A 19,714-nucleotide genomic window follows, 5' to 3' on the forward strand; every position below is an offset into this window, starting at 1 on the left:
TTTATTTAATAGTTATCTTATTGAAAGGCCCGATCATGTCGACCCGAGACACGCTTTGCACCGAAGACGAAATACGGCAAATGGTTCATCTTTTTTATGACCGAATCCGGCAAGATGAACAGCTGGGGCCTATTTTCAATCATCACATCCACGACTGGGACACCCACCTTGAACGCATGGTGCAATTTTGGTCATCGATGCTACGAGGCACGGGCACCTACGAGGGCACGCCTATGCCCAAACACATTGCCCTGCCCAACCTGACCGGGAAACTGTTTGGCCACTGGCTCGACCTGTTCCACAGCACGCTGGCCACGCTGCCCAACCGGGCGATGGCCGAAAAGGCCGAAACCCTTGCCGAACGTATCGCACGCAGCCTGTGGTACGGTTACCAACTGCACAACACCCCCAACGCGCCCTTGCGTGAGGTTGCGCGTGCCTGAAATTTTTAACATTGCCGAACCCGCACAAAAAGGGCGCGGCCGACCATCATGGGATGCCCTCCTCGAAATGGGCTTTCGTCCCTTGTACCCGGCCGGTGTGCTCTGGGCCCTGGTTTCGGTGGCGTTGTGGGTATATGCACCGGGCCTGCTGTCGCCTCGCATAGGTGTATTAGCCTGGCATGCCCACGAAATGCTTTGGGGTTTCATCGCTACCATCGCTGTCGGCTTTCTGTTAACCGCAGCGGCCACCTGGACAGGCATCAACCCGCTAAAGGGCAAACCCCTGGCTCTACTGTTCGGGCTATGGCTGGTGGCGCGGCTGGCTTTTTTGGGCAGCACTACCATTTGGCTGGCCATTGCCGTGGTGGCCGAAACCTTATTCTTTGCCATTGCTGCCCTGGCGCTATGGCGGGTTATAGGCAAAACACAAAGCCGACGCAACTACGGCGTACCCTGGTTGGCAATGGGGCTGGCTATCGCCAACCTGCTGTACATTCACGCGGCCTGGTTAGGCGACTACAACGCCCTGATGACCGCATTCAATATCGGGCTCGTCGACATGGCGGTTATTGCGCTGCTGGTCGCACGCCGGGTGATCCCTTTTTTCGCCATGCGGGCCATTAATGGGCTCGAACTGCCCATGCACATTGGCACGGGCCAACTACAACTGGGCCTGGGTTTATTCGCTATTGCCGCCGGGCTGGTTGGGCTACCCCGCATCATGGCCATCGCACTGGCCCTGACCGGGCTCATCAGCCTGTACCAATTGTTCTCCTGGAAACCAGTCGCAGTGCGCAGCAAACCCATTTTATGGATTCTGTACATCGGGTATGCCTTCATGGGACTGGGACTGATTACCGCTGGTGCCTGGTTGCTCGACTTAACCCCCGGCGCATTGACCCGCGCGGCAGTGCCGGCACACATCATTGGTATGGGCGGCTTTTCGGTGCTCATTATCGGCATGGTCACGCGTACTGCCCTAGGGCACCTCGGACGGCCACTGCTGCTCGATCGCAGCATGGTGGCCAGTTACGGTTTCATGCTGGCTGCGGTATGCTTGCGGCTTGCCGCATTATGGCCGTCGTCGCTTGCCCCTGGCTTGTTGCATTTAGCAGCGGCGTGCTGGGTAGTATCGTTGGCGTTGTACCTTTGGCGGTTTGTACCCTGGCTGATCCGGCCACGCTTTAATGCCGAACCCATGGCCGCAACAACGGTAAATTTACGTGCAGCAGCCAGCCCACGACGGCCCAGCTAAAACATAATTTGATATGCGCCTCACGACCCTGACCGACTACGCGTTACGCCTGCTCATGTATGTAGGCCAGCACCCCAACCGCCTCTGTACCATTGCCGAAATCGCCAGCGCCTACGGCATTTCAGAAACCCACCTCATGAAGGTGACTCATCGCCTGGCACAAAACGGGTGGATAGACACAATACGGGGCAAAAACGGCGGCATGCGCCTGGCCATGCCGCCCAACGACATCAACTTGGGCAAAGTAGTGCGCGACACCGAAAACGATTTTGCCCTGGTCGAGTGCTTTAACGCAGGCAACGCCTGCACACTGACAGGACAATGCGGGCTGACCGGCATTTTTGCCGGCGCGCTCGAACAATTTTTACACCACCTCGACGGCTACACACTAGCCGATATATTGCCGCCGCCGGCCGCAGCGCATGCATTGGCCGGCGAACACCCGGTTAAATTCGATCGCATCGAATCGTGATGGCGCTGGCGCGCAGTTCGGCTATAACAGCATCGCTGATCTCGCCCTCGACATCGGACACCACATAACCCACTTCGCCAAGCGTTTGCAATTGCTGGCGAACGATGTTCAATCCGTGCGAAGCCATCAGGCTGCTAAGCGTGCCCAAGGCACCCGGCACATTTCTGTGAACGTGCAGGATACGCGTCGCTCCCCCGGCGTCCTGATAAGGAATTTCGGGAAAGTTGACCGCGCCTTTGGTCGTACCACTTTTGATAAAGCGCACCAGTTTTTCGGCCACTTCACGACCGATATTTTCTTGGGACTCTTGTGTGCTGCCGCCGATATGCGGTGTAAGAATGACGTTACGCATACCAATAAGCGGGCTTTGCAGCGCCTCGTCGCGCCCTTTGGGCTCGACCGGGAAGACGTCGATAGCCGCGCCCGACAAATGCCCGCTTTGCAACGCCTGATGCAAGGCATCAATGTCAACCACTGTGCCACGCGACGCATTAATTAAAATGCTGCCCGGCTTCATGACCTGCAATGCTTTGGCATTAATAAGGTTTTTGGTACCGCTGCCACCTGGCACATGCAGCGTTACAACGTCGGCCTGCTCAAGCAACTGATTGAGCGAGGTACACGCACGGGCGTTACCCAACGGCAGCTTGGCTTCAACATCGTAGAACACCACGCGCATGCCGGCCGCCTCGGCCAAAATGCCCACTTGCGAGCCGATATTGCCGTACCCGACAATACCCAGCGTTTTACCACGCGCTTCAAAGGCGCCATCGGCGGTTTTGTCCCAGTGACCATGATGTACACGGTCGTTCTTCTCGGGGATGCGACGCAACAACAAAATGGTTTCGCCCAAAACCAGTTCAGCCACAGAACGCGTGTTCGAAAATGGTGCGTTGAACACCGGTATGCCCTTAAGCATGGCAGTATTCAAATCGACCTGGTTGGTACCGATGCAAAAACAACCCACCGCGCGCAACTGGGGCAACGCAGAAAAAAGCTCAGCATCAAGATGTGTGCGCGACCGGATACCCACCAGTTCGGCCCCCTGCAGCGCGCTGCGCAGTTCGGCTGGCGGCAAGGCCGCAGCATAGGTAACCACATCGGTCAAACCCGCTTCGTTGAACACTTCCAGGGCGCTGGGGTGAATATTTTCGAATAGAACAATTCGCGTCATGATGCCTTCCAGTAACAAAATACCCAAAACTCATTGTGGACCATCCGGGCGACCATGGCCCGCTCACCCCTACCGCAATCAGGGGTAAGTATGCTTAATGTGTCGTATTAGTGCAAACCACTAGCCTGTGGTAATGTTCGTGGCACGAATCTTGCTTGAGTACCCTTGATTATCCGGCCGCATCTCGGTCTGGAAACGTGTTCAAGGTTCCGAACGGAGGTTCAACATGAAAATCATCCCCGCAAACCACCGCAGCCCTACCCTGGCTGACAACGCGCCTTACCGGCGCGAAGCGGCCCAAGCCGCTTACGTGCTGCCATCACTCATGAAATGCTATATGCCACCGAGTACCGGAGAAACGCTGGCACGAAGGCTAGGTGCATGGCTAAGCCGCACCGGGCAAAAATTGAAAACCACGAATTAAAGTCAGGATTCGACTGCAGTGCCCGAGGGTTCGGACAAGGGGTCGAGAGATCGCCAAAGACAAGGCTTGCCGACGGCATCGTCAAGCACCTTCAAATATTTCTGATGCTCGACCAGTTCGGCGTCGGAAGCCCGCAAAACCTTAAGCACCGACGCGTCGAAAGCCGTCAGCCCCGAGCCGCCGCCCCCCTGACCGTCTTGCGCGTCGAAATCCATCAGCAAGGTGTCTTGCCCGCGCGTCATGGCCAGCCAGACTTCAGCCAGCAACTCGGAGTCGAGCAGCGCGCCGTGCAAGGTGCGATGCGCATTAGAAATGCCGTAGCGCTCGCACAAGGCATCTAGCGAATTACGTTTACCCGGGTGCAATTCACGGGCATACAACAAAGAATCGGTCACCGAATCGCAGAGCGAACGAAACGGCCCCAGCCCGGCGCGCTCAAGCTCGGCGTCTAGAAACTTGACGTCGAACGCCGCATTATGAATGATGACCTCGGCACCGGCGACATAGTCGACTAGCTGGGAAGCAACCTCGTGAAAACGCGGGTGCGCAGACAGAAATTCGGTGGTCAACCCGTGCACGTTCAAGGCTTCGGGGTCGCTGTCGCGGTCAGGGTTCAGATATAAATGTAAATGACGGCCCGTCAGGCTGCGATTGACCATCTCGACACAGGCTAGCTCAACCACACGATGCCCTTGAGCTGGGTCCAGACCTGTCGTTTCGGTGTCGAGAATAATTTGGCGCATGACAATTTAAACAATAAAAAACATTAACAATGCCGAGGGCCCTGAAAGCGGGCCGACGCAAGGCAAAGGCAGAACGGACGCCGCGCAGAATACAACATTGGGCGACGCCTATAGGGCTTTAAGCGGCCCTGACCGCCTGCCGACCAGCAATAAGCGAATAGGCCACAGGCACCACATACAGGGTCAGCAATGTACCAAAAGAAAGGCCACCCACAAGCACCCAGCCAATCTGCTCGCGCGATTCGGCACCAGCGCCGGTTGCCAGTGCCAACGGCACCGTACCCAATACCATCGCCCCTGTTGTCATCAAAATGGGGCGCAGTCGCAACACACTGGCTTCAGTTACCGCATCAAGCACATCACGGCCTTCCTGACGCAATTGGGTTGCAAACTCGACAATAAGAATACCGTGCTTGGTAATTAGCCCCACCAGCGTAATCAGACCAATCTGACTATAAATAGACAATGTCCCGCCAGTAAGCCACAGGGCCAACAAAGCGCCCGTCATGGCCAGCGGCACCGACAGCATAATAATGAACGGATTGCGCCAGCTTTCGAATTGGGCGGCCAGCACCAGATAAATAAACGCCAACGCCATAACAAACACCAGGTAAATACTACCTGACGAATCGCGGAACTCGCGCGACTGACCGTCGAGGTCGATTTGCACCGTGGCCGGCAACGTATCGCGTGCAACGGCAAACATGTGGTCAAGCACCTCGCCCAGCGCGTACCCCGGCGCCACAGACGCCTGTACCTTAACGGCGCGCAAACGATTGAAGTGATTGAGCGACTGCGGTGAAACGCTTTCGGTCACGTCCAAGAAGTTGGACAACTGCACCATGCCCCCTTGGGCAGTACGCACGTAAATATCCGAAATATCGCGCGGATCGGCTCGGTCTTGTTTGTTGACCTGCACAATCACGTCGTACTGCTCGCCACTATCGCGAAAGCGCGTTACCTGCCGGCCGCCCAACATGGACTCAAGCGTACGGCCTACCGTGCCGACGTCAACGCCCACGTCGGCCAATTTTTCGCGGTTGACCGCCACCGTCAGCTCTGGGGTGTTCAGACGCAGGTCGGTGTCGATATTTTGCAACCCGGGGTAGTCAGAAAGCTTCTCGACGAAACCATCGACCAGACGACCGATCTCTTCGTAAGGGGCCTGGCTCATGATGACAAATTCAATCGGCTTTGACGTGGCCCGTTGACCAAAAGACGGCGGATTGCTTGGAAACGCCCGCACGCCGGGCAGCCCCATAAACTGCGGCAACAAACCGGCGGCAATTTCTTGCTGCGAACGTTCGCGGTCACCCCAAGGCTTGAGCCGCAAAATGGCAAAAGCCTCGGTCACCGTCGGGAACCCGACAATAGACTGGTTGCCCGATGCTTCGGTAATACCGGCATACATTTGTTCGATACGTTTCACACTATCGAGCGTGTAATCGAGCGTGGAACCATCTGGGGCGCTCACCACGCCAAACACCACACCACGGTCTTCCAGAGGCGCCAGTTCGCTTTTTATGGTTTTAAACAACACGCCGCTAGCCGCGGCCACTACCAGGCCCAGCACCACAACGGCCATGCGATGGCGCAACGCAAAACCCAGACTGTTTCGATAAGCGCGAGTCATGCCTTCAAGCAAGCGCTCGATAAACATGTATACCTTGCCATGAGAAGGTTGATGCTTGAGCAAGGTGGAGCACATCATGGGAGTTAAAGTCAGTGCCACAAAACCCGACACCAATACCGCACCGGCCAGGGTCAGCGCAAACTCAATGAACAGGCGACCAGTACGGCCGGTCGCAAAGGCCAGCGGCGCATAAACAGCCACCAGCGTCAACGTCATGGCAATGACCGCGAAGGCAATTTCTTTAATCCCCAGGAAAGACGCTTCAAGCCGCGACTTCCCTTCTTCGATATGACGATATACGTTTTCAAGCACCACAATGGCGTCATCGACCACCAAACCAATGGCCAGCACCATTGCCAGCAAAGTCAGTGTATTGATCGAGAAACCGAACAAATACATGATGCCAAATGCACCGATGAGCGACACCGGAATGGTCACAATGGGAATAAGACTGGCGCGCACACTGCGCAAGAAAAAGAAAATGACCAGCACCACCAGCACCACGGCCTCGAGGATGGTCATGTACACCGAGTTGATGGACTCTTGAATGAACACCGAACTGTCGTACGCAATGTTCAAACGCATGCCGTCGGGCAGATTTTGATTGATTTCCTCGACCTCGGCGCGCACCGCCCGTGACAGGTCGAGCGGGTTGGCCGTAGATTGCTTGGTAATGCCAATATTAAGGCCGTCATTACCATTAAAACGCGACAAAATACGCTCTTCGGCCGGGCCGATCTCGACATTGGCCAAATCGCCTAAGCGCACGGGATAGCCACTGACGGTGGCCACAATGACATCTTTAAACTGCTGCACGGTTTGCAAGTCGGTGGTCGACACCACAGAAAATTCGCGCATGGCCGACTCGATGCGACCGGCTGGAATCAGCACGTTCTGTTGGCGCAGCGCCGACTCGACGTCTTGAACAGTCAGGTTATAGCCCGCCAGTTTGGCCCGGTCGATGTAAATGCGCATGGCCGGCTGACGCTCACCGAAAATACGAACCTCGGCTGCCCCGGGCAGAACCGATAAACGGGTTTTGATATAGCGATTAAGGTAGTCGGACGCCTCCATCGTATTCAAACTACCGGCGTCGACGGCAATGTACACAATCGGGGTTGAATCGGCCTCGACCTTACTGATGACCGGTTCGTCGATTTCGTCGGGCAAGAAACGGCGCGCGCGTGAGACCTTGTCGCGTACGTCGGCGGCGGCCGCATCCGGGTCGCGATCCATGTTGAACTTGATGTTGATCCAGCTGCGCTCGGAGCGACTGCGCGACGTCATCACGTCAACGCCTTCCATGCCCGACAACTGATCTTCAAGCGGCTTGGTCACCTGCGACTCAACCACCTCGGGTGACGCTCCCTTATAGTCGGTCATGACCGACACCACCGGTTCATCGATGGCCGGATACTCACGCACCGTCAGGCGGTCGTATGAAATCAGCCCAACCAGCACCACCAGCAAGGAAAGCACGGTGGCAAATACTGGGCGCTTGATGCAAACTTCGGACAAGACCATGGTGCGTTCCCCGGATCAGGAAGTCGGCGTACCGGCGGCAGCCGGCGCAGGAGTTGAAGCACCCGCCGCTGCCGGCAAGGTCAGAATACGTACGGGCGTGCCATCGGCAATTTTCTGCAAGCCGGCCACCACAACCTGGTCACCCTGCTGCAAGCCACTCAAAATTTCGACCTGCCCCGATCGTCTCTGACCGATCTCGACCACAACCCGTCGCGCGACGCCGTCTTCAACACGGAAGACAAAACGCTCCGGGCCGGCCGACTGCAGGGCGGTTTCGGGCACGACAGTCACCTGCGTGTTCTCGAACATCAGTTGCACCCGGGCAAAGATACCCGGACGCAATCGACCGTCCTTATTGGGTACATCGGCTCGGACCAAAACGGAACGCCCGCCCACATCAACTTGCGGATTCACGGCCTTCACAACACCTTGGCGCGACTCGCCGGGCAACGCGTCGAAGCGTACGGTAAGCCCAAGCCCGACCGTAATCTGATCCACATAACCTTCAGGAACACGAAAATCGACCTGCAAAGGATCGATAGACTCGATGGGCGCAATATCGGTACCGGCACTGACGTAGTCCCCAACCGACACCTGACGCAGACCAATCACGCCATTGAATGGCGCCAAAATTGCAGTTTTATCGAGTTGCGCTTGCGCCAGCGCCACGGCCGCCTGCTGCACTTTAAGCTGGTTGAACGCTTCATCGCGCGCCTGCTTACTGATAAACCCTTGCTGAGTCAGGGTTTGAGACCGTTGATACTGGGTATTGGCCAGGCTGAGGTTGGCCTGGGCCTGCTGCAACTGAGCCTTAACGACGCTATCGTCCAGTCGCACCAACAACTCGCCGCGCTTGACCGGCTGCCCCTCGGCAAACTTGATCTCAGCAATTCGGCCGGCAATTTCCGGGCGCAAAATAACCGCATTTTCAGAACGCAAGGTGCCCACCGCCGAGACCTCCCGGGGCATGCTGACCTGAACCACCGGCGTCACCTCGACACCCACCTGCCGAGGTCCGGCTGCCGGCGCAGGCGTAGATTTTGCCGCCTGCGTCGCAGCAGGGGCACTGGAAGGTTGGGCAGGTTGACCTGCACCCGGCCCCCACCACCGCGATCCGGCCACACCCAGTGCAGCGCCTAAACCCAATACGACCAGAAATCCTGCAACGTTCTTGTTCATGAAAGCGTGTTCATCTATAAGCGGGTTGTGGAAACCGGCCCTGAAAAGACCGACGTCGATAATAGCGCATGCTGGCGTAGCGTGCGGCCCCAAAACCGTCACAGGACTAGGGTTAGCCGCTTATGCGGCGGCGCGTCGCGCGACCTCCACCCCTTCGTTGGCCAGCGCATCGGCTTTTTCATTTCCCGGGTCACCGGCATGTCCGCGCACCCATCGCCAAGTCAACTCGTGCTCGTGGGTAAGTTCATCCAGCATCTGCCAAAGGTCGGCGTTCTTGACCGGCTTTTTATCTGCCGTGCGCCAACCCCGACGCTTCCAGTTCTCGAGCCATTCCGTCATGCCCTTTTGCACATACTGCGAGTCGGTATGAATCACGACCTTGCAGGGGCGCTTCAGGGCCCGCAGCGCCTGAATGACGGCCATCAGTTCCATACGATTGTTGGTGGTTTCGGGCTCACCGCCACACAGGCTTTTTTCGTGACGCCCCTGGCGCAAATATGCGCCCCACCCCCCCCATCCGGGGTTTCCCTTACAAGCACCGTCGGTCCAGATATTGACCGGTGCAATGTGTTGCAAACTCATGCTTTCCTTGTATTGACTTAACCTAACTGCCTGCCTGACGCTGGCTGGCTACAACGGCGGCCCGGCGCATACGGCGTTTCTTTTTGCCCTTCCAGGCCGGCCCCACCAGGCGCACAGAGGCAACGCGTTTGACGGCTGCCACCACATAAACCGCACCACATACCGGCCACCAGCGGTCGCCTGCGGCGTCCATGAAAGACCAGCGTTGCAGCCAGCGCTGAGTAAAGCAAGGCGCAGCGTAGCAACCAAAGTGCCCCCGGTCAATTTCAAGGGACAACAACTTGAACCAGTCTTTCAGACGAGGCAACGACACCTGCATATGGGCAGGCACTGGCACCAGGGGGTCGACGCCCGGAATACGCGCTTGCGCCCCCCAAAGACTCCAGGGGTTAAACCCAGAGATCACCAACCGCCCCTCAGGGACCAGCACCCGCTCGGCTTCGCGCAGCACCTGATGCGGGTGATTGGAACACTCGAGAACATGGGGTAATATCAGCAAGTCGACGGACTGACTTTCGAAGGGAAGCTGCTCGGGCTGGGCATACAGTGCCGGGCGGGCTCCTATCAGGCTGTCTTCACTGAAACCCGAATGGGTGTGTATCTTGTGCGGTATGCGGTTTGCAGCCAGTAAGTCCCAGTGCGGCAACCCCACCTGTACCGCGTGGTAGCCAAACGCGTTGGTCACCATACCATTGGTTTTTTTCTGTTCCCAGTTGCGCACGTACTGGCCGGCCGGCGTTTCCAGCCATCCGGCCAGTTCGGTGATCAGCGGTTGGTCCAACTCAAACACACAAGCTCCTTGCGCCATGGTTAATACTACTCAAGACCCGAAAACAACCCGTCTGGTTCCGGTTCCGGCATTTTCCGACAACTATATCTGGTTAATTCGCAAAGGCAACCACGCGGTTGTGGTCGATCCGGGCGATGCCGCCCCGGTGCTCGAACAATTAAACGCACATAACCTGACGCTGGACGCCATTCTTGTTACCCATCACCACCCCGACCATGTCGGCGGCGTACTCGAGCTCAAAGAAAAAACCGGCGCCACAGTGTACGGCCCTATCGGCGAAAAGCTTCCGGTGTGCGATCACGGCCTTAAAGAAACCGACGAAGTCGGGCTCGACCACCTGGGGCTTACGCTTTCGGTACTCGACATCCCCGGGCACACTGCGGGCCACATTGCTTATTTTGGCTATCTCGACGACGACCAGCCTGTCGTTTTTTGTGGTGATACACTATTTGCCGCAGGTTGCGGGCGCCTTTTCGAGGGCACCCCTGCCGACATGGTGAACTCCCTGGGAAAACTGCAAGCATTACCGCTAAACACGCTTGTGTGCTGTGCCCATGAATACACCCTGTCTAACCTGCGCTGGGCACTTGCCGTCGAACCGGCAAACCCCGTGTTAAAAAAGCGCTGGGAATCGGCACAGCAAACCAGGTCGCAAGGTTTGCCTACACTGCCATCCACCATCAGCCTCGAGCTCGAAACCAACCCATTCCTGCGGCCGCTGCAAAGCGCAGTTATCGAAGCCGCCCAGAATCATGCAGGCAAACCGCTGAATTCTGCGGTCGCTGTGTTTGCATGCCTGCGCGAATGGAAGAACAATTTTTAACGCAGTACCCATGCTTTCACGACTATTTACGTTATTACTGGTGGTGCTTCTGGCGGGCTGTGCCCACCAAGGTGCGCAAAAATCCGACCGCTCACCCTATGCTGCCGTCGACACATCGCGCACCATCGACCTGACCAACCCACCCGCCGATATCTGGGACCGCGTCCGTCGCGGTTTCGCCATCCCCAATCTTAACGACCCGCTGGTCGACCACTGGACAAACTACTACGCCTCGCATCCGCAATCGGTTTACCGCATGAGCGAGCGTGCCAAACGCTACATTTACTTTATTGTCGACGAGCTCGAACGACGGGGCCTGCCCACCGAGCTGGCCCTGCTGCCCTTTGTCGAAAGCGCCTACAACCCCGAGGCCTACTCGCGGGCCAAAGCATCCGGGCTGTGGCAATTTATTCCCAGCACGGGCTTGCACTTCAATTTAAAACAAGACAACTGGCGCGACGAGCGCCGCGACCCGGTGGCCTCCACCCACGCTGCCCTCGAATACCTCACCTATCTGTACGAATTTCAAGGCGACTGGTATCTGGCGCTAGCGTCTTACAACTGGGGCGAAGGCTCGGTGCGCCGCGCCATTGAAAAGGCCGAGGCGGCGGGCGACGGTACTGATTACCTGTCGCTGAAAATGCCCGACGAAACACGTAACTACGTACCCAAGTTGCAGGCCATTAAAAACATCATTGCCGACCCGAAAAAATACGGCATGACACTGCCGCCTGTTGGCAATACCCCATATTTCACCGCTGTTCGCAAAACCCAAACGATGGCGGTCGAAGATGTGGCCCGGCTGGCAGAAATGCCCCTTGACGAATTCAAGGCTCTGAATGCCTCATTCCATCGGTCGATTATCGTGGCAGACGACGCACCCGAAATCTTGCTGCCGACACATCGGGTAGACATTTTCAAGGCCAACCTCGAAGCCTACAAAAATCAACAACTGACTGCCGCAACCGAAGGCGGTGTTCAACTGGCGTCTCTGGACACAACCGGTGGTGCGGCACTGCCCATGCCGGCACCCATCAACCGCCTGCCCTCGGCGGGCAAGCCGACTAACAAGACTGTCAAACGGGGCCCCAGCGCGCGCACCCATACCGTCAAAAAGGGTGAGACCCTTTATACATTGGCCAAACGCTACAACACGTCGGTACAAGAGCTACGGCGGCTTAACAACTTAAAAAGCAACAACTTGGGGCTGGGCACGCGCCTACGGGTACCTGGCACCAATGTTCGCGGCTGACACAACCAATCATTACCAATATAAAAGGCTCAATCATGGGTTTTCTTAAAAACAAACGCATCCTGATCACCGGCGTTATCTCCAACCGCTCTATCGCCTATGGCATCGCCAAGGCCTGCCACCAGCAAGGTGCAGAATTGGCCTTCACCTACGTCGGCGATCGCTTCAAAGACCGCGTTACCGAATACGCTGCCGAATTTGGCAGCGACATCGTGTTGCCCTGCGATGTAGGTGATGATGCGCAAATCGAATCGACCATCGCCGAAATTGGTAAGCGCTGGGACGGTCTTGACGGCCTGGTTCACGCTATCGGATTTGCGCCACGCGAAGCCATCGCCGGCGATTTCCTCGACGGCCTGTCGCGCGAGGGCTTCCGGATTGCCCACGACATTTCGGCCTACAGCTTTCCGGCGCTGGCCAAAGCCGCCCTGCCGCTGCTTAAAGGCCGGAACAGCTCGGTCTTGACGCTGACCTACCTGGGCGCTGAAAAAGTCGTTCCCAACTACAACACCATGGGCCTGGCCAAAGCCTCCCTCGAAGCCAGCGTGCGTTATCTGGCCAATTCGTTAGGCCCCATGGGCATTCGCGCCAACGGTATTTCAGCCGGCCCCATCAAAACATTGGCCGCCAGCGGCATCAAAGATTTTGGTTCGATTCTGAAGTATGTCGAGGCGCACGCCCCGCTGCGCCGTAATGTCACCACCGAAGACGTCGGTAATGTAGCGGCATTTCTGCTGTCTGAACTGGCAGCAGGCGTTACCGGCGAAATCACCCACGTCGACGCCGGGTTCTCTACGGTTGTACCGGGCATGGAGTAAACCGCCCCGACCTACAGCATTAACCGGGGAACACAACCTCCGGTTCGCCTGTACGCCATACCGGGTATTTGTGCATCACCGAAGCAAACAACGCTGACTCAAGAAACACCTTGAGCCAGCGTTTTGTTTGGGGCAAAGGTTGCCGTTCAAACCAATCGGCGTTGGTATGGACAAACTGCCGTACAAAAGGCGCAATCGCCATATCGGCCAGCATAGGTTCCGCCCCAAAAAGGTAGGGCGTTTGTTCCAGGCGAGCTTCCAGCCCCTGCAACCAGGCCATACCGGCATCACGATGCGGTTCGGGCTGGGTATTTTCGTAGCGCTGCGGGTACTTGTAGCGATCCAGGTGGAACTTGAATTGCGTATCGCACTCTTCGATCAGGGCCAACATAGCTACCCGGTGCTGCGGGTTCAACCACCCTTGTGGATCGCGCCGGCGCAAAGCCCACAGCATGATGTCAAGACTTTGGTCGATCACCGTACCGTCGGTATCGACCAGGACAGGTACAGTACCTTTGGGCGAGGCCATCAACATCGCGGCCGGCTTGTCTCGCAAGACGATTTCACGCAGCTCGCAACGTGTAACGCTCGCGGCAATGGCCAGGCGGGCGCGCATGGCGTAAGGGCACCGACGAAACGAATACAAAATAGGGAGCCGCCCTTCGATCGGCCCCGTACCTTGCCCGCCAAGAATGGCCTCGGTCACGGCTACTTGCCCTTCTGGCCCGCCAGCGCCGCCAGTCGGGCCTTTTCTTTAGCGGCAGCCTTGGCAGCTTTTTGCGCTTCCAGACGGGCGCCGATATGACGTTCGCGGCGTTGGGCCGCCAGTTCAGTTTGCTTTTGACGCTCGCGAAACCGCTGCTTTTGGGCCTCGGTGTGTTTATCGTGACAATGCGGGCAACTAACACCTGACTCAAATTGAGGTGACTGCTTGTCGGCGTCGGATAATGGATAACGACAAGCACGACAGAGTTCGTAGCTGCCTTGTTCAAGGCCATGCACCACCGAAACACGTTCGTCGAACACAAAGCACTCGCCATCCCACAAGCTCTGCTCTGCGGGCACAGTTTCAAGGTACTTCAGAATCCCGCCTTCCAGGTGGTAGACCTCGTCAAAGCCTTGCGACCTAAGATAAGCCGTTGATTTCTCGCAGCGAATACCGCCAGTGCAGAACATGGCCACTTTTTTCTTTTGCCGCAGCACCCCACCGTCGGTTGACTCTTGCTTAACCCAGTCGGGGAACTGCGTAAAGCTGACGGTTTCAGGGTTGACCGCACCTTTGAAAGTGCCAATGGCGACTTCGTAGTCGTTGCGCGTATCAACAACGACCACATCGGGGTCGGTAATCAATTGATTCCAGTCTTCGGGCTTTACATATTTTCCAGCGCGGGTCTCGGCTTCGACATTAGGAATGCCCATGGTCACGATTTCGCGCTTGAGCTTGACCTTCATGCGGTAGAACGGCTGCTTGTCGGCCCACGACTCTTTATGCGTGAGCGTTGCCAGGCGCGGGTCGGCATGCAAATAAGCGACCACAGCACGAATTCCCGCCTCGGGGCCGGCGATGGTGCCGTTAATGCCTTCTTGTGCCAACAACAATGTGCCGGTAACGTCGTTGTTTTGGCAAACCTCAAGCAACGGCGCCTGCATATCGCGGTAGTTATCGAGGCGAACGAATTTATATAGGGCAGCGACCAGAAATTGAGCCATAGGGGTAACACATTAGCGTAACGTCAAAAACGCCATTTTACCCTGTTCACCCCAGGGTTATTACCCCCGGCTTTGCTCGCCAAAACTGACAGTACAAATGAAAAGCACCCCAAAAGTCCGACAGTTGTCCGGCGCTTGGGGTGCAATTCTTGCGGGCACGCAGATGTTAGCTGTCTCGCTTGCGCCCGTAACGATCGTTACCAATACTGCCCATGCTGATGATGCGTGGGGCGGAAGCCTGTTTGGCGCGTTCGTGGTTGGCCGACAATTTAACGCTGGACTTGAACGGGCGGAACGGGGTGGGAGTGCGCGGTTTAACCAACATCAGGAACCTCTCGAAAATATTACGATTATTCGGAATGGTTTAGAACTGCGACCCCTAGGTTACCCCTGTTTATAGACAATTTGATGACAAAGCCGTCATTTTCAGGGTTATTCCTAGGAAAATAACGGCTTTTAAAAACAACAGCGCCTGAACTGGCCGGTCTATAGCACAGCCGCAAACGCCCGAGCGACACGATCGACGTTGCCGGTATTTAAACCCGCCACGCAAATGCGGCCAGACTCGATGATGTAAACACCGAACTCGTCGCGCAGACGGTTCATTTGCGCCGCCAGTACTGGTGCATAGCCAAACATGCCGCGCTGCGCCAATAAAAAGTCCCAATCGACATTGGGTTGGGCTGTGCACAGCCCCTGATGCAGCCGCTCACGCATCGACTGAATACGCACACGCATCTCGTCTACTTCGCTACGCCAAAGCGCGTTCAGCTCGGCATCGTTCAGCACCGTTTGCACAAGGCTGGCGCCATAAGCAGGCGGACTAGAGTAATTGCGACGCACGGCCTGCTGCATTTGTCCCAGCGCACGGCCAGCTTCGTCAGCATTGGCGCAGACCATGCTCAGGCTCCCGCAGCGTTCGCCATACAAAGAAAAAATCTTCGAGTACGAATTGGCGACCAGGAAAGACTGGTTAGCCTTGACCAACGCACGGATCAAATAGGCGTCCTGTTCAAGCCCCTCGCCCAACCCTTGATACGCCGTATCAAGAAACGCTATGAGCTGGCGCGACGCGATGATTTCGACAATTTCATCCCACTGCGCCGGACTCAGGTCGGCCCCGGTGGGGTTATGGCAGCAAGGGTGCAACAGCACCAGTGTTTGCGCCGGCAACTGGCGCAGCGCAGCCGCCATGGCATCAAAATCGAGGCGTTGGGTATCCCGATTGAAATAAGGGTACGTGTCTACCTTGAACCCGGCGCCCTCGAGAATGGCGCGGTGATTGTCCCAGGTCGGGTTGCTGATACGAGCTTCGATAGCCGGAAAAAACCGGCGGATGACATCGCTGCCCACCTTAAGCGCACCCGAACCCCCAACTGTTTGAATGGTGGCCACGCGCCCCTGCTTGATGACATCGGCATCTTGACCAAACAACAGCGCCTGACTGGCCTTGCAATAGGTCGGGTCACCGCTCATGGGCAGGTACATGCTGGGCTGAGTCGACCGCGCCACCCGGGCCTGTGCCTCGATGACGGACTTCAGACGGGGCACATTACCCTGGTCGTCGTAATACAAACCAATACTTAAATTAGTTTTGTCGGCGCGAGCATCGTCGCGATAGGCCAACTGAAGAGACAAGATAGGGTCGCCTGCATAGGCAGAAAGCACGTTGAACACGGTGTCGTCCTGTTGCTGCGATACTCAAAAGCATCGCCGCTGAAAGCAGTTAAAAGGAAGGCCATTTTATACCTACAAAATGCAACAGCCGTGTCATGTCGCGACCCGTTGCGCCACATTGTGCCGGGCTGCACGACATGGCCCGGGTGGTATGATCAAACGCCTATATTGGTGATCATCAACTATGGATTCCGTCACTCAAGCCGTACTGGGCGCCAGCGTCTCTGGCGTCATGCTGGGCCGATACCACGGTCGCAAAGCCTATATTGCAGGCGCCGTATTGGGCACGCTGCCAGATCTCGATGTCATCATTCGATACGGCAACCCTATTGCCGACATGATCAACCATCGCGGGTTCTCGCATTCGGTGTTTGTTCTGACCGGGTTGTCGCTTTTGCTGACCTGGCTGATACGCAAATGGCCCCCGGCCACACAGTACGACTGGAAGCGGCTATTTGCCACGTTGTGGCTGATCTTCATCACACATGTACTGGCCGACGCCTTTACCAGTTATGGCACGCAGCTGTTCTGGCCCTTCATGCCAACACCGACCAGTTGGTCAAGCATTTTCATCATCGACCCGCTCTTCACCCTGCCCATGCTGCTGGCCGCAATGGCGGCCTTTGCCTGGGGTGCGCGTCCAGCCGTGCAAAAAATGAATGCCTGGGCGTTAGGCTGGTGTGTGGTGTATCTGTGCGCTTCGCTGCTGGCCAAAAATCTGGTCGAATCGCGTGTGCGCACGACCCTGGCGCAAAGCGGCGTTAGTGTTGACGCCGTGTTCTCAACGCCGGCTCCGTTCAATATTCTGCTGTGGCGGGTGGTGGCGCGCACCGATGACGACCACTACTTTGAATACGTTACCAGCGTTCTAGACGGCCAACCCCTCGAATACATCAAGGCGCCGCTCAATACCGCACTGGCCGACCAGCTTAGCAACGCCGACATGCTTAACGGGCTGCGATGGTTTTCGGGGGACTGGATCCGCTACGACGTGATCGACAAGCAACTGGTAGCCACCGACTTGCGCATGGGTCTGGCTACGGGCTATTACTCGTTCCGATTCCGTGTCGCACAGCAAAACCCCGACGGCAGCTGGGCCGTTGTCGAACCGTCTCGCTGGCCGTCAGACCGTGGCCTGGAAGCATTGACTGCGGTGATTGCACGCACTATCAGTGCCAGCCCGGCATTGCCGCTGCAACAATGGGAAGCCCGCATGCGCGCAGCGCCCTAAAGCGCATGGGCCAACACTTCCGACACTAGGGGGTGCTGCTCTCCGCGCCGGTTTCTGATCGCAAAAACCTCTTCGCGAACCCAGTCGTCGCCGCCTAAACGTCGCAAACCCTTGAGCAACCTGGTTTGCAAGGCACCGAAGCGGCTGACCGGAAAAACGCCCAACCCCTGAGCCGCAAACACCGCCATCAGAGCGCTGTCTTCAAACTCACCCACCACGTTGGGTTGCACGCGAATTTCGGCAAACCAACGATCGAGCGACGCACGTAATTCCGAATGCCCGGTGGGCAACAGAACGGGGATTTGAGCCAGGCACGCAGGAAACGCCTGAACCTGTTTTTTGCTGACCCATGCCGAAGGCCCGAACCAGTCGATGGGCGACGACACCAGTAGTTCACTCTTGACCCGTAAATTGGCGTTGACTGGAGCCGCCTGGCCCGCCAGCACCAGGTCGATATGATGCAGGGTCAATTCGCCCAGCAACGGATCGAACTCGCCTTCGTGACACACCAGGTGCAAATTGGGCGTCGTCAGGACAGGCTTTAACAACGCATGAGCGGCAAGCTTGGAGATGCCGTCAGACAAGCCCACCGCCAAACGCACCACCGGTCTGGAAGCCGTTTGCAAGACCTCTTGGGGCAAACGCTGGCCCAACTGAAAGATTTCTTCCGCACGTGTGAATGCGGTCTTTCCGGCATCGGTTAACGCCACGCCGCGCCCTACGGGCTTGAGCAACTGACAACCCAATGACTCTTCGAGTGCGCGCACCTGCGCCGATACGGTCTGGACGGCCACGCCCAAACGATCGGCCGCCCGCGAAAAACCGCCCTCTTTGCCCACAACCCAAAAATAGTACAGATGACGGTAATTGATCATATTTCGAAAAAACCGAAGTTAAATTCAATTTTATGATGATTTATTAGAAATAAACAGACAGGCACAATTGGCCCTGTTTTCTAACCCCGTCCAATTTAAATGGCAACCTCATCATGACTGAGCTCATTTCGTTCCTGTCGACCCCCATGGCCAGCATGCCGCTCTGGGCCTGGCTGTTCTTCTTTCTAATTGTTATCACCCTTCTGGTGCTCGACCTGGGCGTGCTGCATAAAGAACAGCGCGAAATCGGTATCCGCGAAAGCCTGCTGCTATCGGCGGGGTACATTACGGCGGCCTTGATTTTTGGCGGTTGGGTCTGGTGGTATATGGGCGCCCAGCAGGGCCTTGATTACTACACCGGCTTTCTGATCGAAAAATCGCTGTCAATGGACAATATTTTTGTCATTGCACTTATTTTCAGCTACTTCGCCATCCCGCCAAAGTATCAGCACCGCGTACTGTTCTGGGGTATTTTGGGCGTCATTGTGCTGCGCGCCATCATGATTGGCCTGGGTGCCGCGCTCATCAACGAGTTTGACTGGGTCTTGTACATCTTCGGCGCGTTTCTGGTGTTTACGGGCGTCAAAATGTGGATCATGGCGGACGCCGAGCCCGACCTGGCCAAGAACCCCGTGCTGAACTTCGTGAAAAAGCACATGCCGCTAACGAACGAGCTGCACGGCAACGCATTCTGGGTAAAGAAAACCGACCCAAAAACCGGTCGACTGATGCGCATGGGTACCCCGCTGTTCCTGGCCCTGGTCATGGTCGAACTGACCGACCTGGTGTTCGCCGTCGACTCAATCCCGGCCATTTTCGCCATCACCACCGACCCGTTTATTGTTTACACCAGTAATATTTTTGCCATTCTGGGTTTACGTGCCCTGTACTTCGCGCTATCCGCAATGATTCACCGCTTCCATTACCTGAAGTACGCGCTATCGCTCATTCTGGTCTTTATTGGCTCGAAGATCTTCCTGGTCAACATTATTGGCAAGATCCCGGCCTGGGTATCACTGGGTGTGACCATGACGCTGATTGTCGGCGGTATTATCGTAAGCTTGAAGAAAACAGCCGCCCCTAAAGACACCCACTAAGGGGGCCGGGCG

At 56.7% G+C, this 19,714-nt stretch carries 20 protein-coding genes; 9 read left to right on the forward strand and 11 right to left on the reverse strand.

All coding sequences use genetic code 11. From position 1 onward, the window contains the following. Positions 1-35 precede the first annotated feature (35 nt). From PuT2_RS02030 to PuT2_RS02040, 3 genes are read left to right on the forward strand one after another with little or no spacing between them, the layout of a single operon-like run. On the forward strand, positions 36-443 hold the full coding sequence (locus PuT2_RS02030) for a group III truncated hemoglobin (protein ID WP_093969352.1): 408 nt from the start codon (positions 36-38) through the stop codon (positions 441-443). Continuing rightward, on the forward strand, positions 436-1,698 hold the full coding sequence (locus PuT2_RS02035) for an NnrS family protein (protein ID WP_173862497.1): 1,263 nt from the start codon (positions 436-438) through the stop codon (positions 1,696-1,698). The genes PuT2_RS02030 and PuT2_RS02035 overlap by 8 nt, the downstream gene beginning before the upstream one ends. Positions 1,699-1,711: 13 nt before the next feature. Further along, on the forward strand, positions 1,712-2,170 hold the full coding sequence (locus tag PuT2_RS02040) for an Rrf2 family transcriptional regulator (protein ID WP_093969353.1): 459 nt from the start codon (positions 1,712-1,714) through the stop codon (positions 2,168-2,170). Here the strand turns inward: PuT2_RS02040 and serA are convergent. Further along, a complete protein-coding gene (gene serA, locus PuT2_RS02045) occupies positions 2,145-3,344 on the reverse strand; it encodes a phosphoglycerate dehydrogenase (RefSeq protein ID WP_093969354.1) in 1,200 nt (399 codons plus the stop codon). The genes PuT2_RS02040 and serA overlap by 26 nt on opposite strands. A gap of 226 nt (positions 3,345-3,570) precedes the next feature. Here serA and PuT2_RS02050 point away from each other — a divergent pair, with 226 nt between their 5' ends. Next, positions 3,571-3,768: a hypothetical protein gene (locus PuT2_RS02050; RefSeq protein ID WP_093969355.1), complete on the forward strand. Its 198-nt coding sequence runs from the start codon at positions 3,571-3,573 to the stop codon at positions 3,766-3,768. Between the two features lie 2 nt (positions 3,769-3,770). Here the strand turns inward: PuT2_RS02050 and dnaQ are convergent, their stop codons facing one another. From dnaQ to PuT2_RS02075, 5 genes are all read right to left on the reverse strand, one after another. Next, complete coding sequence (dnaQ, locus tag PuT2_RS02055; protein ID WP_093969356.1) at positions 3,771-4,511, reverse strand: DNA polymerase III subunit epsilon; 741 nt, start codon at positions 4,509-4,511, stop codon at positions 3,771-3,773. A 118-nt stretch (positions 4,512-4,629) separates the two neighbouring features. Continuing rightward, on the reverse strand, positions 4,630-7,668 hold the full coding sequence (locus PuT2_RS02060) for an efflux RND transporter permease subunit (protein WP_093969357.1): 3,039 nt from the start codon (positions 7,666-7,668) through the stop codon (positions 4,630-4,632). Between the two features lie 15 nt (positions 7,669-7,683). Then, entirely contained in the window at positions 7,684-8,847 is a 1,164-nt protein-coding gene (locus PuT2_RS02065; protein WP_093969358.1) for an efflux RND transporter periplasmic adaptor subunit, read from the reverse strand. 120 nt (positions 8,848-8,967) lie between these two features. After that, entirely contained in the window at positions 8,968-9,429 is a 462-nt protein-coding gene (gene rnhA, locus PuT2_RS02070) for a ribonuclease HI (protein ID WP_093969359.1), read from the reverse strand. 22 nt (positions 9,430-9,451) lie between these two features. Then, a complete protein-coding gene (locus tag PuT2_RS02075) occupies positions 9,452-10,219 on the reverse strand; it encodes a class I SAM-dependent methyltransferase (RefSeq protein ID WP_254046913.1) in 768 nt (255 codons plus the stop codon). 16 nt (positions 10,220-10,235) lie between these two features. Here PuT2_RS02075 and gloB point away from each other — a divergent pair, with 16 nt between their 5' ends. The 3 genes from gloB to fabI are packed head-to-tail and all read left to right on the forward strand — an operon-like array spanning position 10,236 to position 13,112. Continuing rightward, the gene (gene gloB / locus PuT2_RS02080) at positions 10,236-11,042 is read left to right on the forward strand and encodes a hydroxyacylglutathione hydrolase (RefSeq protein ID WP_093969361.1); all 807 of its coding nucleotides are present in this window, start codon (positions 10,236-10,238) and stop codon (positions 11,040-11,042) included. 10 nt (positions 11,043-11,052) lie between these two features. After that, on the forward strand, positions 11,053-12,294 hold the full coding sequence (locus PuT2_RS02085) for a transglycosylase SLT domain-containing protein (RefSeq protein WP_093969362.1): 1,242 nt from the start codon (positions 11,053-11,055) through the stop codon (positions 12,292-12,294). Between the two features lie 35 nt (positions 12,295-12,329). Next, positions 12,330-13,112, forward strand: coding sequence for an enoyl-ACP reductase FabI (gene fabI / locus PuT2_RS02090; RefSeq protein WP_093969363.1), 783 nt, complete (start codon positions 12,330-12,332; stop codon positions 13,110-13,112). Between the two features lie 19 nt (positions 13,113-13,131). Here the strand turns inward: fabI and PuT2_RS02095 are convergent, their stop codons facing one another. The 4 genes from PuT2_RS02095 to PuT2_RS02105 all read right to left on the reverse strand — a co-directional run bounded on the left by PuT2_RS02095 (position 13,132) and on the right by PuT2_RS02105 (position 16,499). Then, positions 13,132-13,818: a glutathione S-transferase gene (locus tag PuT2_RS02095; RefSeq protein WP_371596181.1), complete on the reverse strand. Its 687-nt coding sequence runs from the start codon at positions 13,816-13,818 to the stop codon at positions 13,132-13,134. Between the two features lie 2 nt (positions 13,819-13,820). Then, positions 13,821-14,822 (reverse strand): rhodanese-related sulfurtransferase, encoded by a 1,002-nt coding sequence (locus tag PuT2_RS02100; RefSeq protein WP_093969364.1) that lies wholly within the window; start codon positions 14,820-14,822, stop codon positions 13,821-13,823. A 166-nt stretch (positions 14,823-14,988) separates the two neighbouring features. Further along, positions 14,989-15,147, reverse strand: coding sequence for a hypothetical protein (locus PuT2_RS15795; protein ID WP_158213994.1), 159 nt, complete (start codon positions 15,145-15,147; stop codon positions 14,989-14,991). 161 nt (positions 15,148-15,308) lie between these two features. Next, entirely contained in the window at positions 15,309-16,499 is a 1,191-nt protein-coding gene (locus PuT2_RS02105) for an amino acid aminotransferase (RefSeq protein WP_093969365.1), read from the reverse strand. A gap of 184 nt (positions 16,500-16,683) precedes the next feature. On the opposite strand from PuT2_RS02105, the gene PuT2_RS02110 reads away from it, so the two are divergent. After that, complete coding sequence (locus PuT2_RS02110) at positions 16,684-17,730, forward strand: metal-dependent hydrolase (RefSeq protein ID WP_093969366.1); 1,047 nt, start codon at positions 16,684-16,686, stop codon at positions 17,728-17,730. Here PuT2_RS02110 and PuT2_RS02115 read toward each other — a convergent pair. Next, complete coding sequence (locus tag PuT2_RS02115; protein ID WP_093969367.1) at positions 17,727-18,605, reverse strand: LysR family transcriptional regulator; 879 nt, start codon at positions 18,603-18,605, stop codon at positions 17,727-17,729. The genes PuT2_RS02110 and PuT2_RS02115 overlap by 4 nt on opposite strands. A gap of 113 nt (positions 18,606-18,718) precedes the next feature. On the opposite strand from PuT2_RS02115, the gene PuT2_RS02120 reads away from it, so the two are divergent. After that, positions 18,719-19,702, forward strand: a complete 984-nt coding sequence (locus PuT2_RS02120; RefSeq protein ID WP_093969368.1) for a TerC family protein — start codon at positions 18,719-18,721, stop codon at positions 19,700-19,702. The last annotated feature ends 12 nt before the right edge of the window (positions 19,703-19,714 follow it).

Origin of the sequence: Pusillimonas sp. T2, from assembly GCF_002236805.1 — a bacterium.
In the GTDB taxonomy this organism is placed as follows: Bacteria; Pseudomonadota; Gammaproteobacteria; order Burkholderiales; family Burkholderiaceae_B; genus Neopusillimonas.